The following is a 14,885-nucleotide window of genomic DNA, read 5'->3' as shown; positions in this document are numbered from 1 at the left end:
TAATTTTATTCCAATGACAGGTAAAATTACAAAAGTTCCAGTTCGTTATAATAAGTTTTTTAAAGGTGATGTAGAATTATGATTTAAAACATTTGCTTTAAGAGCCCAAAATATGATTAATTCTTACTTAAACTATCCATTTTCAAAGCTAAAATTTGAAACATTTAAAAGACCCATTATTAAAGAAAATTTGTATTAATATGGTGTTTATTACGATTGAACATTGAACATTTAACCGTATTCCAATTGAGTTTTTTGCTTCGGCAAATATGAGTGTTGGTGATATTAATTATTCTTCACAAAATGACCCTATGGCAACATGACAAGGTCTATTGCCTAGCTATGCAAAATCATTGGCTAATCTAACAACTTTAAAAAAATGTTTCGTACTTTTTCAAGAAGAAGGTATTGATTTAACAATGATTGATTTAGAAGCATATTATACTCAATTAGAAGTTGATGCTTTATTAAATAAACTTGTTATAGAAAAAATTAAAGATGAAAAACTTGCAAAAATAAAAGAAGAAATTTTAGATGAATTAAAAAAATCAATTGTTATACCAAAAGTTCCAGATTGAGAAATTGTTGATACTAGTGATTTTAAAGTTGGTCAAAAAGGATATAATATTCCTAATTTTGATAAAGAAAATTATATTTATAGAATTTGAGTCTCAGAAAAAAACAAAGGAGATTTAAAAAGTCAAGGGATGTTGCAAACAAGGCATAGTTTTAGACAAACAATAGGTGTTATATATGATCAAATAGGTGTTAATAGTGCATGTTTAGCATTATCTATTAATCCTGATGGATTGATTAATATTGGAATTAATGGTCCAGCAACATTTAGACCTTTGGGATTTGTGTTTATTGAAAGAAAAAAGGTAAATTAGAAAGGAGATGTTATTATGCCAAAAGTAGAAGTTAAAGATGTAATTATGTTTTTGAAAATATTTGGAGTTTCATCATTGTTTTTTATTTTGGAGTTTCATCATTGTTTTTTATTGCAGGAATTATTATTTGTTTTATAGGAGAAAAAACATTAGGTATTTCTTGACGAGCATATGTTATTGTTTCAGCAATGCTTATCGGAGCTGGAATTATAGTTTTGATTATTGAAACAATTAGATTTATCAAAACACATAACAAACAACAAAAACAAGATAGTATTGAAGATGTTATTAAAAAAGAAGATACAAAATAAAGAGGTGTTATAAATGGGATTATTACCAGCAAAAAAGAAATTAAAAAAAGAATATGATATTGATAGTTATTATCTTAATTTAGCATCAACGATTACTAATCGTAAAAATGTTACTGTTCAAAAACATAATGAGATTTTAGAAAAAAGAATTTGTGAAGATAATGCTAATTTTTTAAATCCGCGAGATTTAGAAATTAGCATTTATAATCCACTTACTAATCAAAAAATAGATACTAAATTAATTAATAGCTTTTAAAAAATGCAGGACTTTACCAATAAGAATTGATATAACGAATATAAAATTAATAAGAAGGGTAACGGTGCATATTTTATTTTTGCTAATAATTCAAAACTTAATTTTATTACTATTGATTTTTACAATGACCAGTATGATGAATTAGGTAATTTAGTATCTTGCACTTTTGATTATGACCCTTATATTAAAAATGACCAGAGTATTTTTATTACTGAAAAATTAGAGATTGATGCTGTAACTAAACAAGTTAAAGTTATTAGAAAGTTAAAAACACGATTATATAGTACTATTACCGATTTATATATTGATGATGTTAAATGAAATAACTATACAACTTTACAAAGAGAAGAAATATTACCACTTAATTTTATTCCAATTCAAATTATTCCTAATAACCCTAATTTTGAGCCTTCTGCTCGTTATGGTAAACAATTTGCTAGTATTTTAGATATTATTGCTCAAAAGATAATGTTAGATCCATTATTAAATAGTGGTAAATTTACTATTAATACTAATGGAGTTACTGGTGTGGTTGACCAAGAAATTAGTAAAATGCTGGCATCATTTATTGAAAATGACTTGTTATTAGTTGAAGGAGACCCTGATAGTAATTTTCAACCAGTAGACTATATTGCTGGTAATTTTAAAGGTGAGCAATTAACTAAAATATATGATTGATTATTAACAAATTACTATAAAATAAATCGACATCATGTTCCCGCCATTGCTAAGGGAGCACAACAAACTCAGGCAGAAGTTGCTGGTGTAAATATTCAAACAAACGCATCATACGAACAAATGATATATATTGTTGATGTTCGCTTACCAGTAAATGCTGCTTTAAACAGACAATTAAAAAACAACGAAACTATTATCAATATTCATAATGAAGAAGGAGAACAAGAATAATGTTAAAACCATCTGAAAAAATGTTAGCACAATTAGCAGAAAAAGATGAACCAATTGACTATTCAATTGATAGTATTCCGTTAGATTTTGCTAGTCAATCGCAGTACAGCGACCCCGATTTAGAACAATTATTTACAGAAGCCCGTGCAAGAACCTTATATATTTATAAAATTAATAATCTTGTTAAGACAAAACAAAAAGCAACCTTAAACTATTCTCAAAATAGCGTTAAAATAGGTTTTATTGACAAAGATGAATATATTAAAATAACTGGTTATGAAATTAGTGATTTTAATTTTAAATTACAAATTCAACAAAACACCACAGTCCAAGATAATAGCACAAGTTATGTAATGATTGATGAAAAAGATATTTTAATCAATGATATTTCAAAACAAGATAAAGAATTTTTAGAATCCTATGACTTAAAAATAGTTTCTATTAATGAACCAATTACCGAAAACAATAAAAATGAATGTTATATTATTGAAGAATATAAGCGTCCTTATTCACCTGAAGGCATTGATATTATTAAATCTACCCACTTAGTTAAAATAACTGATTTTAAGTGAAAAAATCAGAATAGTATTCATTTAGTTTTACAAAAATCATTGCCAGAAGATACAGTATTTACTGGCATTGAAATTAAATACCCTAAATCAATGTTATTTGGAAATATTAAGTGTTGAGGCAATATCAATGGTGTTTATTCTTATCCATCATCAAATATTGAAAATGCTAGTTTAGTACCATTATTATCAATGCCAATTGAAACAAATCCTAATTTAAGAGTATTTCAATATTGATTTACCGAAAGTTTTTTATCATGAAGTATTGCAAAAAACTATATTCAAGGTAAAGATATTTTAGATTTAATAAATAAAAATGGTTTAGATAAAGTTTTATTGAATTATTTAACATATCGTTATAATTATAACCGTAAATTTCAAGGGGTAAAATACGATGAAAAAGGTAATCCTACTAATAAAGCGGCTGAACTACGCCAAAAATTTGAAGGTCAAAAACCCGAAGATGTAATTGATGGTTTGTTTGAAAATTGAAAATTAGATAATCCAACCCTTATTAAGGATAAAATTATTAAAATATTTAAACAAATTATCTATATGCTTTCAAATTACACATATAGCAAATATGCTATTAACAAAGGTTATAATGATGATATTAAATTATTTTCTCCTTATTATTTCAAACTAATTTCAAAACCAAATAGATTAGAAGAAGGATATTTTTATTTTTCAGATTGTCAAGTACAAATATATTCATTATATTTTGATTTTATTGGTTCTAATCCACCAATTCCAGTAAATTATTGAAAAGAAATTAAAGCATAAGAAAAACCATTTAATCAAGTGGATAATAAATGATATTTTGCTATATGAAAACCTAATAATTCTATTTATTGAAAAATATCAAAATTTAAACACAATACAAATAAAGGAGAAAAAAATGAGGCTTGAGATCCATTAAAACCATATTATATTGATCTCTTTTTATGGGTTTTTGAAACAAAAGAACAAGATTTATTAATAGATGATCAATCAGAAGGTAAAATAGAACGAATTTTTTGAAATGAAGATAAGGGACAAAATTTTAAAGCAGTTTATCGTTGAAATGGTGGTGGTGAATCTCTTAAACCTTTAATTGATTCAAGTACTGGAAAAATTATTGATTGAAATTTAAAACAACAACCAAATGTTAATAATAACAAAGATAATGAAATTAAAGTAAATGTTAAAAACAAAGATATTTCAGAAAATCCTATTTATCAATTAGAAGCAAATTTTTTAAATTGATTATCATTAACAAATGAATTAGAAACAAATAACATTCCTTCTCTTATTCCATCAGAAATTAAATTATCTGATGGTGAATATGGTAAATATTTAACTAATTTAATTGTTTCTAATGACAAAATAGAAGACTATTTAAATTATTTTTCTGAATGATATAAATTACTTTATTCTAAAATAGATTGAATTAGTACAATCGAAGATTTAATTGATTATAGTATTAAAATAACTTTTGATAAAAAACTATTTAATTTAAATCAAATTGAAATATCAGGTATATGAGGTTATGGTAATTATGAAATTACAATTTTTACCGAAAAAGTACAAATTAATATTAATAATTTACAACTATTTAATAAAAATAATGAAAAATTATCATTAATTATATTAGAAATATAAAAAGTCATTTTAATAAATGACTTTTTATTATTCATTAACTTTTACATTACCGGTTTTATCAATAATTAAATTAGGTACATTAGTATCTTCTAAATTTCAACGATAAACTGCTTTAAAATTTTGTCCCTTATCTTCATTTCAAAAAATTCGTTCTATTTTACCTTCTGATTGATCATCTATTAATAAATCTTGTTCTTTTGTTTCAAAAACCCATAAAAAGAGATCAATATAATATGGTTTTAATGGATCTCAAGCCTCATTTTTTCCTTTATTTGTATCGTGTTTAAATTTTGATATTTTTCAATAAATAGAATTATTAGGTTTCCATATAGCAAAATATCATTTATTATCCACTTGATTAAATGGTTTTTCTTGTGGTGCTATTCATTCTAAAATACCATCGTTTGTTTTTATATTATTCTTTTCTTTTAAATCTACTAATTCTTTTTCGCTATATTGTGGTTTATTACAAGCAACTAAATTTGTTGTACTTGTTCCAATTAAAGTGATTGTATTTAAAAGACTTAATATCTTTTTCATTATTATAATTCCTTTCGCTAAATCTTTTTACAATCACAATTATATATACAAGGACTATTTAAGAGTTTGAAAGGAAATTATTTAATTTATTATATGGAAAGGGTCAATCTGGGCTCGCGGTGATTTCCATAAGTTTTGCGAAAAATTACTTAAAGTTTAAAAAATTTTTTGCCGCGCTTTTCAAAATACTTGAGAAAAATTCTAAGCGTTAAGCGAAGAATTTTATAAAGGTTCCCAAATTTGTTTGAAAGAACCTCAAAACTTTTTTTAACTTGTAAGTTATTTTATCACAAAAATTTAAGAAAATCAACCGCTCGCCCAATTCCTGCAAATGATTTTTATAGTCTTAATGATATAATTAAAGCATTTAAAAAAAGGAAGTATATTTAATTTTATGTATAAAAAAGGAAATAAAGTTAATGTTAAAATAACAAACATTACACCTTATGGTGCTTTTTGTAGAGCATAAAAGGCTGATGGTTTAATTCATATTAGTGAGATTTCAGATTACTTTGTTAGAGATATTAGAGATTTTTTTGATGTTGGTGATGAAATTGAAGTTGAGATACTAGATTTTAATTCAGTTAGAAAACATCTTAAATTAAGTTATAAAAATTGTCATCCTGAACTATTGAAAAATGATGATGGTAATAAAATACAAGAAAAATCACCTAGTTTAGAAAAAACATTAAATACTAATTATTTAATAAATAAAAAGTAAATAAAATTTATAAATTTTAAAAGGTTTTTAAAACCTTTTTATATTCCCATTTTAAAACGATATGGATAAGAACCATAAAACAAAGCATCATATGGGTCATGGTACATTTTACTATCGGGTGTGTTTGTTTTGGTATCACTAAATCTTAGTTCACTAATGCACTTATCTAAAAATGGGAAGTTATCTAATATGCCATATATTTTACCTTGAACAAACATTTTTCTTATTCAGGTTACGCGATTGATTATACCTGCTTCTTTATTAAGAGATGTCTCATGTTTTTTTGCTTTAAACATCTTAATTTTATAGCCTAAATAAGGGTAAATATCTTCTTGTAATTTTTGCATAAAGTCGTGTGCATTAATATCATAATGAAATGTAGCATATTCAAAACCATCAAATTTATCAAATGTATTAATTATTCATTGCCCGTAATGTTCAACTATTTCATTTAAATTCATTGCGTTTTTTGATGTAACAACATTTTCTTCAATTAAATATTTATCATATTCATTATTTTCATTAATTTTATAACCACTAAATAAAAACACGGTGTTGTCTTCACTACCATTAGCATAATCCACACCAATTGAATAACTATCAAATTGATACTGTTTTGTATTGGAATTATAAAAATCTTGTAAATTATACTCTTTAATATATTTACGATAATTTTGTAAAACATAAATACTGGGGTCATTATCCTTATATTCAAATCCGTAGTATTCAAGTTCAAATAAATCAGGTCGCTCTTGTTTGTTTGTTAAAACAAGTTTTTTAGTAATATCAGGTATTTTATTTCAAATAGCACCCATTGTTAATCGTAAATTAAAAATACCCAAACCATTAAATGCTTGTTTGTTTTCTGAATATACTTGATTGTGTTTTTTTAAAATATTTTTAATTCTTTCATTTAAGGAAAAATATGGGGTTACAAATTTTTCATAAAAGACATGGTATTTATCAAAAGGATTAAAAGTAAATTGATTAGAATATGTTTTATGAAAATATGTTATTACTGTTATGTATTGTTTTGCTATGTTGTTTCATTCTTGAAATGTCCAAGATAATTCTTTTACTGGAATAGAATTATCTAAATTATATTGTTCATTATCATTTTCATCAGTATATTTTTCATAAGATACTTTTAAGCTTTTTGATCTAAACATGGAAATTCGCAAATTATTATAACGTTTATCTAATTCTTTATCAGTTAAAATTTCTTTTTCTTCAGCATGTATCATTTCATCTGTTCACGCTGATATAATACCACTACCTTTACCAACTTTTCCCATAATTTTATTACCATTAGCATAACCCGCAAAAGCAATTCTCACACCACTAGGAAAACAATTTCGCCACCTTCTTTAACATTTTTAGGTCAAACAATGCCATTTTTATTGTCGGGCCCTATATCAATCCCATATTTATCATATAAATAATTACATACATTAATTGTATCGCCAAATGTAGTATCTTCATGGGTATTGGCATATCTTCGTAAAATGTTAGATGAAGCATCAGTAAAATTACAAGCAAAAAATAATTTTTCTGCTATGTGATTTCATATCTTATTAGTACCACGCCCCGCTGAAACAAACTTAAAAAAAGTTGGTGAAGTAAAATATCGGGCATAACTATCACCAACAAAGTCTTTAAATACTTCTCAATCAAAACCAAAATTATAGTCACTAAAATTCAAATCATATTTTTTATTTAAATATTTATAACTAGTAATCCGTTTTTTGTTATTAATTTTGGTAAAATCCTGAATTTCTAAATAGCCTCCTTTTTGAAAAGATTATGTGAAGTATTGAGTATCATATTTTAAAATAATTTGTTTATATGAAAGGAAATTATAAAATGGAATTAAAACAAAATTTATTAGAAGATTATAAAAAAGATAAAATAATAGAAACAAACAATGAAACTAAAAATTTCTTGATTGAAAGAGATAATGAGATAGTTAAATTATATCAACAATGACAAATATTACAAGGATATAAGGTGATATCAAAATTGCCAAAAACAATTAAAACAGAATATGGAGATATTCCTATTAAAAGAAGATTATATGTTAAATATGATGAAGAAAAAAAAGAAAATATAAATCGTTATCCTTTAGATGAAGAATTAGGTTTAAAAAAATACAAAAGAATTGAAATAAATTTAAAAAATAAATATATGTCTTTTATAGGTGATGGAAAAAGATATAAAGATATTTTACATACAACAGAGAATGCAAATATTAGTGAAAGAACAATATCTAATATTTTTAAAAATGCCGATTTAGAAAAAACTGATTACATTAGTAATAAAAATAACAATAAAATTAAAATTCCAAATAATGTTTTATATATTCAAATTGACGGAACTTTTAAACCAATGCGAGAAAATAAAAAAATTGAAAATAAAATATTTCTTGCGACTATGCATGTTAATGTTGATCAAGAAAAGTCAACAAAAACCAGAATAAAAATGAAAAAGAAAAAAGGCGTTTTTCAAATGATGAATAAAAATCATAAAAATAAAAATAATAAATCTAATATTAATAATTTTATTGATAAAATTTTTAAATCAATGGATACTTATGATATTAATCAAAATACTAAAATATTAATATTAAGTGATCGTGAAAAACAAATTAAAAAAATTTATAGAGCAGTAAAAGCAAAGTATAAAAATAACACTGTATCATATAGTTTAGATAAATTTCATTTATCAAATAGATTTAAACAATTATTCCCAAATCGAAATAGAATCAAAATTCATATAATAAAATATAAATTAGCAAAAATATATTTCTTTACTGGAAATTATAAATTATTATTAGATTTTTTAATATGTCATTTACCATATGTTAAAGGTAATAAAAAAATATTTTTATTAGAAACCATTGAATTAATTAAAAGTAATGAAGAAGGTATTGTAAATCAATCATTAGAATATAATATTGGTTGTCATGTTGAGGGTGATGTATCGCATTATATTAAGGCTGTTAAAGGGCGTGGCACAAAAATATATTGTAAAGAAACATTTATCAATATGTTAATTGCTTCTATGTTAAGACTTAATAATCAAATTAATGATGAGAAAGTTGATAAAACTAATAAAAATAAAGAAAAGATTGAATTTAATATATTTAATTTAAATCAATTTCAAAATCAATTTTTATCTTTATAAAAAATAAAAAACCTTTTAAAATTAGCAATAACTTTAAAAAGTATTTTTTAGTATGTCAAAATTCATAATTTTATAAATTATTTTTTCAACTAAAAATTATATTTTTAAAAAAGTTGAATTTTTTATAAATTTTGTTATCATTTAGTCATAAACGAAACTTAATTTGTTTCTAATTACTTAATTTTATTAAAAACTAAATAATTAACATGATTAGCATCACCAACGACTAGCATTGGAATTACACTACTTACAAAAACTGGCGAATAAATTGCAGCAGTCATTGCTCCTAAGACACCACTGCCTCCTCAAACTTCACAAGTTCGTCATCCAACAATAATTATAAAAGCATTTTTTCAAATGTCTAGAATTAAGTTTAATGCCTTAAATCAAGATACGGCAGCTGCTGGGGCATGACTAGTATCCATTGTGCCACCATATGCAGATTGCATAATTCCAGCAATTCCCGATAAAATCCCTGTCCCAATAAAACCCATAATCATTGGTGAAAATATTTTTGAAAATTTAGTAAAAAAAAGTTTGTACTTTATTTTGTTTTTCTTTCATTTCGCCTTTTACAGCCTTCGCTGCTTGTGCAGCACTAACAAATTCATCCGTACCATTATTTTCGTTATAAGCAGTTTTATTAGCATTAACTAATTTCCCAAAAGCTTGTGTAACATTTGCAACAAAACCTGGCCCCAAGACAATCTGTAACTCTGTTGGTGATGGTTTCAAAACACCCATTACATTTGGTGTTGCTTTTAATTTATCTAGATCAATCTCTTTTGATTTAATGTTAATCGGAATGTATCATGTAAACTACGAATAATATTATTATACGTATTAAACATTAAACTATTATTAGTTTCACCAATCATAATGCTTTCTTCACCAGCCAGGTTATGGTTAAAATATTTAATAATATGAATTAATTCTTTATATCCATCTAAATTTAAATATTTGGTAAAGCGATTAATAGTAGCAATTGATGTATAAGTACATTCAGCCATTTCCTTAATCGTAATTTCAGGAACAATCATTAAATTTTGTAAAATATATTTTGCGATAAAAGAAAAACCGTGATAAGTATCTATACTAATATCTTTAATTTTACGAATAATTTCATTTTCAGTCATATTACATCAACTCCTTGCTTTTTCTTATTATGCCGTTCCATAACGAGTCACATAATCATTATCGCAAAAAAACAAGACCAGCAATTGATAATAAAACAATCGCTGGAATTAACAATTTTAAAAAATAACATAATAACCCAATTAAAGCTAATAAAGTCATTCCTAATAAACTACCATTAATTACTAACTTTTGTTTTGTTGTAAAGTTAAACATTTCAAACCCTCATTAAAAATAAATTATCTTATTTAAAATAAATCCTTAATATTAACTATACGCTATTTTTACTGTTTTTAAAACCTATTAATGAATTAAAATAAAACTATGGTTTAGAACCATAGTTTTATTAAATCCTGTTAACTTTCCATCATAACAATTTCTTGAATATTTAATTGATTAATTTTTTTCATTGAAATAAAGTACGAGATAACATATAAAATAATAATTCCTCCTAAGATAATTGGTAATGTAATTAGTCCTGTTCCAATTGAAACATAGAAATTAAAGAACATTAAAATCCGCTGGGTAATTGTCCATGCTAAACCTCAAGTGATAAAATATCCCAGTAATCAACCAACAACAGCAAAGGGAATAAAAATTCCTAATGTTAAATTATTAATTTCTCAACGACTATAACCTTGTACTTTCATTGTTGCAATAATTTTAATAAACTTTTTAATAAAGAGATCAATTGCAAAATATATTGTAATAACAGAAACCATAATGATAATGACAATAAAAATTAAAGCAACTGATAAGGTAACAATAATAATCCGACTCATAATTTTGGCTTTAATACCAACATAATCAGCTGTCAAAACAGATGAGTTATAAGAAGTCGTGAAATTATTTAATGATAAATCACCATTTGTTGATGATAACGCATAACGATTAATTTGATCAGATGGTTGTAATTCAGTTGTATATTTTCCATTGTATCATTGCATTATATTTAAATTATTATCAATTTTATTTATTGGAAATGAATTAATTTGATTAGCATCATTGATACTAATAAACAAGCGTGGTGTATCATAAGTTGCAATGCTTTTAACAATTTTAACTTTAACTGGCTTTTGTGTTAAAGATGGTGCTGCTTTAATAAAATTATTATCAACAGCAGCTTGGTATCATGTTGTTGGAATTCCATCAATAAAATCGCCACTATATGTTCCACCAAAACTAAAATTATATGGTTTAATAACTCAGTACTCTTTATTATCAACTCGTTCTTTTCGAATAATTTTATTTCCGTCAACTGTTAATTCTTTTAATAAAATCCGTTGAAGACCATTACTCAATGTAATTATTTTTTTACTTCAAATTGCTCCCATCGCCGAATTCGTTGGAATTCATAATTCAACATTATTTAAATTATGATATTCACTCTTCCGATCAGCAGTAACATAATATTTCGTTTGTGAACTTGTATTATAAGTAAAATAACTTTTATCTAATGAATACAAACTTTGATAATTATTTACATTTCATCCAACAGCATTACCACTTAAATTATATTTTCAGTTTTGATATTTTAAATCTGTATTATTGTTAGTAAATTCTGTTCATTCATGGTAACCAGTATTATATTGCAATGTTTTTACTTCGGGAGTTAATTCAATTTCCTCTCCAACATTAAGATTTAAACGATGTAATGCAGTAACATTAGCAATTGCATTAATTACGGTACCATTATTATTTGCTAAAATAGCACGCTCAGCGGATGATAATTTTAACATTTTTGTATTTGGATTAATTCCAAAAATAGGAAATTGCTTATCATTATATGTTCCATCAAAACTAGTAAAAACATCATCAGTTGCTGGATTATAACTTATTGTTCCAATTCCTAATGCAAAATAATTTGCTCGATACGGATTTTTATTTCAATCTTCTTTAACTGCAGCTGGGATAATCCCATTTGTTGCTTTACTAAAACATGTTCTTCATAACGCAGGATAATCTTCCTTGTCAGTAAATGGTGGGTATGGAATTGCCCCAATGCCTAATGCTTTTGGTAATACGGTACATAAAATTTCTGATACTAAAGTTCGAACACTATCACCAGCTGAAGAATTTTTTACTAAGTTATTTAAATAATTAAAAATTCCTAATGATAAATTAGTTCCTGATAAAGTAACAAAATTATAAGATAACATATCTTTTAAAATCCCAGCTACAGTTGGCTCTTGTTTCACCGCTTTTAATGGTTTAATTATCGCTCCTCTATCAATACTATAGTAATTTGCTAGTGGTGTTATCCCACCAATGGGATATAAATCTTGTTTAATTGGATCAGTTGACTTAGGAACATTATCAATTCCATTTCATGCATAAGTTTTATAATAAGAAAACGGATTATTACTTATGACATTACTGTATTTAACTTCACTACCATATTTAATGTTTTTATAATAATTTGTATTAAAATTTTTTGCATAGACTGGTGCTAATAATGAGACAGTCAAAGTAAATGTTACTAAGGCAAAAATTCCTAAATAAGTAAATGCTTGTTTTAGTGAAGTTGATAAAATAACCATCCGGAAACTACCCACAAAAGTTTTAAAATGGAAACTACGTACAGTACGAGCTAAACTATTATTAACTTTTAACTCACGCATTGGATGAATTAAACTTAAAACTTCTGTTTTATTAATTGAAAAATAACAAGTAATAAAAGTAATTAATGATAAGAAAATAACAAAGAACCCAATTAGGAAAAGAAAAATCATTCAGTTTCAAGTAAAACTTCAATTGATTATAAAAAACATATTAAATAATTTTATAACGAATAATTGGGCGGTAATTTCAACTAATCAACCGGTTGGTACTGCAATTAAAATACTAACCATTAAAATGCTTCAATAGGAAAATGCAATTTCACGTAAATAATAGCCAGCAGCTTTTAACATTCCAATTTGTGGTGACTCACGTTTAATCATTTCTTTAATAATAATATATGAAACAGCAAATAATGTTATGGCAAAAATAATAATGAAGAATAAGCCAATATAAATGTAAACATTAATTGTTTTTGCTAATAAATCATAGCGTCGTGTTAATGAACTTGTTACTTCTTTTGGTTCAAAAGCACCAATTGAAGGATCATTGCCCAGTGGTGTTGAATTTTTGGTTAGCATTTGAGCATAAAAATCTAATTGATTAGGATTATTTGCATAATATTTTTTAAAAATTGCTAAATTCTCGGTTGGTCTATTTGTTAAACTTTTTAAGAATACTCGCGAATTATCCTTTAAACTAATTAAACCTTTATTATTATCTTCTGCTAATAAAGACATTCCATAAGACGATAGATAAATGACAACATCCGTTTTAAAATCAGGAATAAAATCAGTTTCATAAATAGTTGGATAAATATTTAAAGTATCACCACCACTTGCCCCAATTGAAAATGTTCGTTCGCCAATTTGGATATTATCACGCAAATTTTTATGATGTACTTTTAGATAATTAGGACTAACAACAGCATAATAATTGCTAATTGTCGATTCATTTAATGATAGTCCTGACCACTCATTAACTTTATCAAAAAGCTTTAATTGTTCTTCTTTTAATAAATCATGTCAACCAATTACTTTATATTTTAAATTATTAGCAATATCCCAAGTTGTAACTTCTTGTCGAATTGCAATATCAAAATTGCTAACAACGCCCAACATTGTGTAATAAGTCTGTACAAAATTAAGAAAAGAACTTCGTTCACTATAATTACCAAAAAAAGTAACTTTATTAAATAAATCACCAATAACCATTCGGGCTTCATTAATTCCTGTTTGATTTAATTTATCAATATATTGCCACGGTGATTGTGCTAAATACTGAATTCGTGTTTCCTTGTTTCCACTTGTATCAATTACATTAAAACGAATAGCAACGCCAAAACTACCACGAAGTCCTTTTTCAAATAAAGTATTTTCTGAAATATTAGTTACCGCTGTTTTATTATCTTGTTTCCCCAATGTTAAAGTAATATCAGGAATATCAAATTTAGTAAAATCATTATCAACTGTTTTTAAATTATAATCTCATCGTTCAATTGCTCGCTGTTCGGAAGTTGCTTTTCCATTAATAAAATTAGCAATACTTACTTTAATTTCTTCATTCGTTGCATTACTTTGCTTTTTTAAAAAACTAGTATTAATATAGTCCGTAATAATTCCTAAAAAGTTCTTATATATTTGTGTTGTATAAAATAGTTTAAAATATTGGTCAGCTAAAGCATTATAACCCATTGCTCGTAATTTTGCTATTAATGAGTTTTGATAATTTGGCGCAGTTGTTCGTAATGTTAAATTTAATGTTAAATTATTAATTTTATCATTTGTTAATTTAAAATTAATATCAGATGGTTTTAATGCAGTAAAAACATCTGTCGCTGCTGCACCAATTGTAATTTTTGGATATGTTAATTTATTATCATTGTTTTCTACTAAAACATATTCTGTATCAAAAGCAAAACTTGGAGTAATTGTTTGCATATTTGAATTTTCAAAATCCATTGCTAAATAATGAAATGAATAATTATAATCAAAACTACCATAACCCATTTGTCGATTTGCTGATTGTAAACTAGTGACCGTTGTAAATAGACAAGAAGTAATAATTGAACAAATAAAAATCAAAAGAAGCAAAGAAATGAATTGCCCTTTTGCTTTAATTATTCCTAAAATCCCTTGTTTCATTAACAATATTTTTTTCATGTTTAGCTCT

At 25.1% G+C, this 14,885-nt stretch carries 16 protein-coding genes and 1 pseudogene; 10 read left to right on the top strand and 7 right to left on the bottom strand.

From position 1 onward, the window contains the following. The first annotated feature begins 13 nt into the window (after window positions 1-13). Genes ACZ91P_RS01070 through ACZ91P_RS01035 form a run of 8 tightly spaced genes read left to right on the top strand, consistent with a single transcriptional unit; the run spans window position 14 to window position 4,576 of the window. Window positions 14-199, top strand: a complete 186-nt coding sequence (locus tag ACZ91P_RS01070; protein WP_465157624.1) for a hypothetical protein — start codon at window positions 14-16, stop codon at window positions 197-199. Further along, window positions 156-890 carry a hypothetical protein gene (locus ACZ91P_RS01065; protein WP_465157623.1) on the top strand — a complete coding sequence of 245 codons (735 nt, stop codon included), beginning with the start codon at window positions 156-158 and terminating at the stop codon, window positions 888-890. The genes ACZ91P_RS01070 and ACZ91P_RS01065 overlap by 44 nt, the downstream gene beginning before the upstream one ends. A gap of 15 nt (window positions 891-905) precedes the next feature. After that, the gene (locus tag ACZ91P_RS01060) at window positions 906-1,028 is read left to right on the top strand and encodes a hypothetical protein (protein ID WP_465157622.1); all 123 of its coding nucleotides are present in this window, start codon (window positions 906-908) and stop codon (window positions 1,026-1,028) included. Next, on the top strand, window positions 992-1,201 hold the full coding sequence (locus ACZ91P_RS01055; RefSeq protein WP_465157621.1) for a hypothetical protein: 210 nt from the start codon (window positions 992-994) through the stop codon (window positions 1,199-1,201). Before ACZ91P_RS01060 ends, ACZ91P_RS01055 begins: the two co-directional genes overlap by 37 nt. 13 nt (window positions 1,202-1,214) lie before the next feature. Further along, window positions 1,215-1,457, top strand: a complete 243-nt coding sequence (locus ACZ91P_RS01050; RefSeq protein ID WP_338992864.1) for a hypothetical protein — start codon at window positions 1,215-1,217, stop codon at window positions 1,455-1,457. 3 nt (window positions 1,458-1,460) lie between these two features. Continuing rightward, entirely contained in the window at window positions 1,461-2,366 is a 906-nt protein-coding gene (locus tag ACZ91P_RS01045; protein WP_465156567.1) for a hypothetical protein, read from the top strand. Next, window positions 2,366-3,718, top strand: coding sequence for a hypothetical protein (locus ACZ91P_RS01040; RefSeq protein ID WP_465157619.1), 1,353 nt, complete (start codon window positions 2,366-2,368; stop codon window positions 3,716-3,718). Before ACZ91P_RS01045 ends, ACZ91P_RS01040 begins: the two co-directional genes overlap by 1 nt. 18 nt (window positions 3,719-3,736) lie before the next feature. After that, complete coding sequence (locus tag ACZ91P_RS01035) at window positions 3,737-4,576, top strand: hypothetical protein (RefSeq protein WP_465157618.1); 840 nt, start codon at window positions 3,737-3,739, stop codon at window positions 4,574-4,576. Window positions 4,577-4,603: 27 nt separating this feature from the next. On the opposite strand, the gene ACZ91P_RS01030 is transcribed toward ACZ91P_RS01035, so the two are convergent. Continuing rightward, window positions 4,604-5,116 (bottom strand): lipoprotein, encoded by a 513-nt coding sequence (locus tag ACZ91P_RS01030; protein WP_465157617.1) that lies wholly within the window; start codon window positions 5,114-5,116, stop codon window positions 4,604-4,606. A gap of 481 nt (window positions 5,117-5,597) precedes the next feature. Here ACZ91P_RS01030 and ACZ91P_RS01025 point away from each other — a divergent pair. Beyond that, window positions 5,598-5,717: pseudogene (locus ACZ91P_RS01025) on the top strand (S1 RNA-binding domain-containing protein); the annotation flags it as partial. A 158-nt stretch (window positions 5,718-5,875) separates the two neighbouring features. Here the strand turns inward: ACZ91P_RS01025 and ACZ91P_RS01020 are convergent. Next, window positions 5,876-7,174, bottom strand: coding sequence for a hypothetical protein (locus ACZ91P_RS01020; RefSeq protein ID WP_465157616.1), 1,299 nt, complete (start codon window positions 7,172-7,174; stop codon window positions 5,876-5,878). Between the two features lie 526 nt (window positions 7,175-7,700). Between ACZ91P_RS01020 and ACZ91P_RS01015 the strand changes: the two genes are divergently transcribed. Beyond that, the gene (locus ACZ91P_RS01015) at window positions 7,701-9,020 is read left to right on the top strand and encodes an Mbov_0401 family ICE element transposase-like protein (RefSeq protein ID WP_465157615.1); all 1,320 of its coding nucleotides are present in this window, start codon (window positions 7,701-7,703) and stop codon (window positions 9,018-9,020) included. 173 nt (window positions 9,021-9,193) lie between these two features. Here ACZ91P_RS01015 and ACZ91P_RS01010 read toward each other — a convergent pair whose 3' ends face one another. From ACZ91P_RS01010 to ACZ91P_RS00990, 5 genes are all read right to left on the bottom strand, one after another. Next, entirely contained in the window at window positions 9,194-9,520 is a 327-nt protein-coding gene (locus ACZ91P_RS01010) for a hypothetical protein (protein WP_465157614.1), read from the bottom strand. 22 nt (window positions 9,521-9,542) lie between these two features. Beyond that, window positions 9,543-9,764, bottom strand: coding sequence for a hypothetical protein (locus ACZ91P_RS01005; protein WP_465157613.1), 222 nt, complete (start codon window positions 9,762-9,764; stop codon window positions 9,543-9,545). Between the two features lie 26 nt (window positions 9,765-9,790). Further along, the gene (locus ACZ91P_RS01000; protein ID WP_465157612.1) at window positions 9,791-10,156 is read right to left on the bottom strand and encodes a MurR/RpiR family transcriptional regulator; all 366 of its coding nucleotides are present in this window, start codon (window positions 10,154-10,156) and stop codon (window positions 9,791-9,793) included. 58 nt (window positions 10,157-10,214) lie between these two features. Then, window positions 10,215-10,370, bottom strand: coding sequence for a hypothetical protein (locus ACZ91P_RS00995; RefSeq protein ID WP_465157611.1), 156 nt, complete (start codon window positions 10,368-10,370; stop codon window positions 10,215-10,217). Window positions 10,371-10,510: 140 nt separating this feature from the next. Continuing rightward, the gene (locus tag ACZ91P_RS00990) at window positions 10,511-14,875 is read right to left on the bottom strand and encodes an ABC transporter permease (protein WP_465157610.1); all 4,365 of its coding nucleotides are present in this window, start codon (window positions 14,873-14,875) and stop codon (window positions 10,511-10,513) included. Window positions 14,876-14,885: the final 10 nt, after the last annotated feature.

Source organism: Spiroplasma endosymbiont of Halictus nicosiae, from assembly GCF_978018445.1.
The sequence above is the reverse complement of the archived record's forward strand: the minus strand, read 5'-3'. Positions and strand labels throughout refer to the sequence as shown.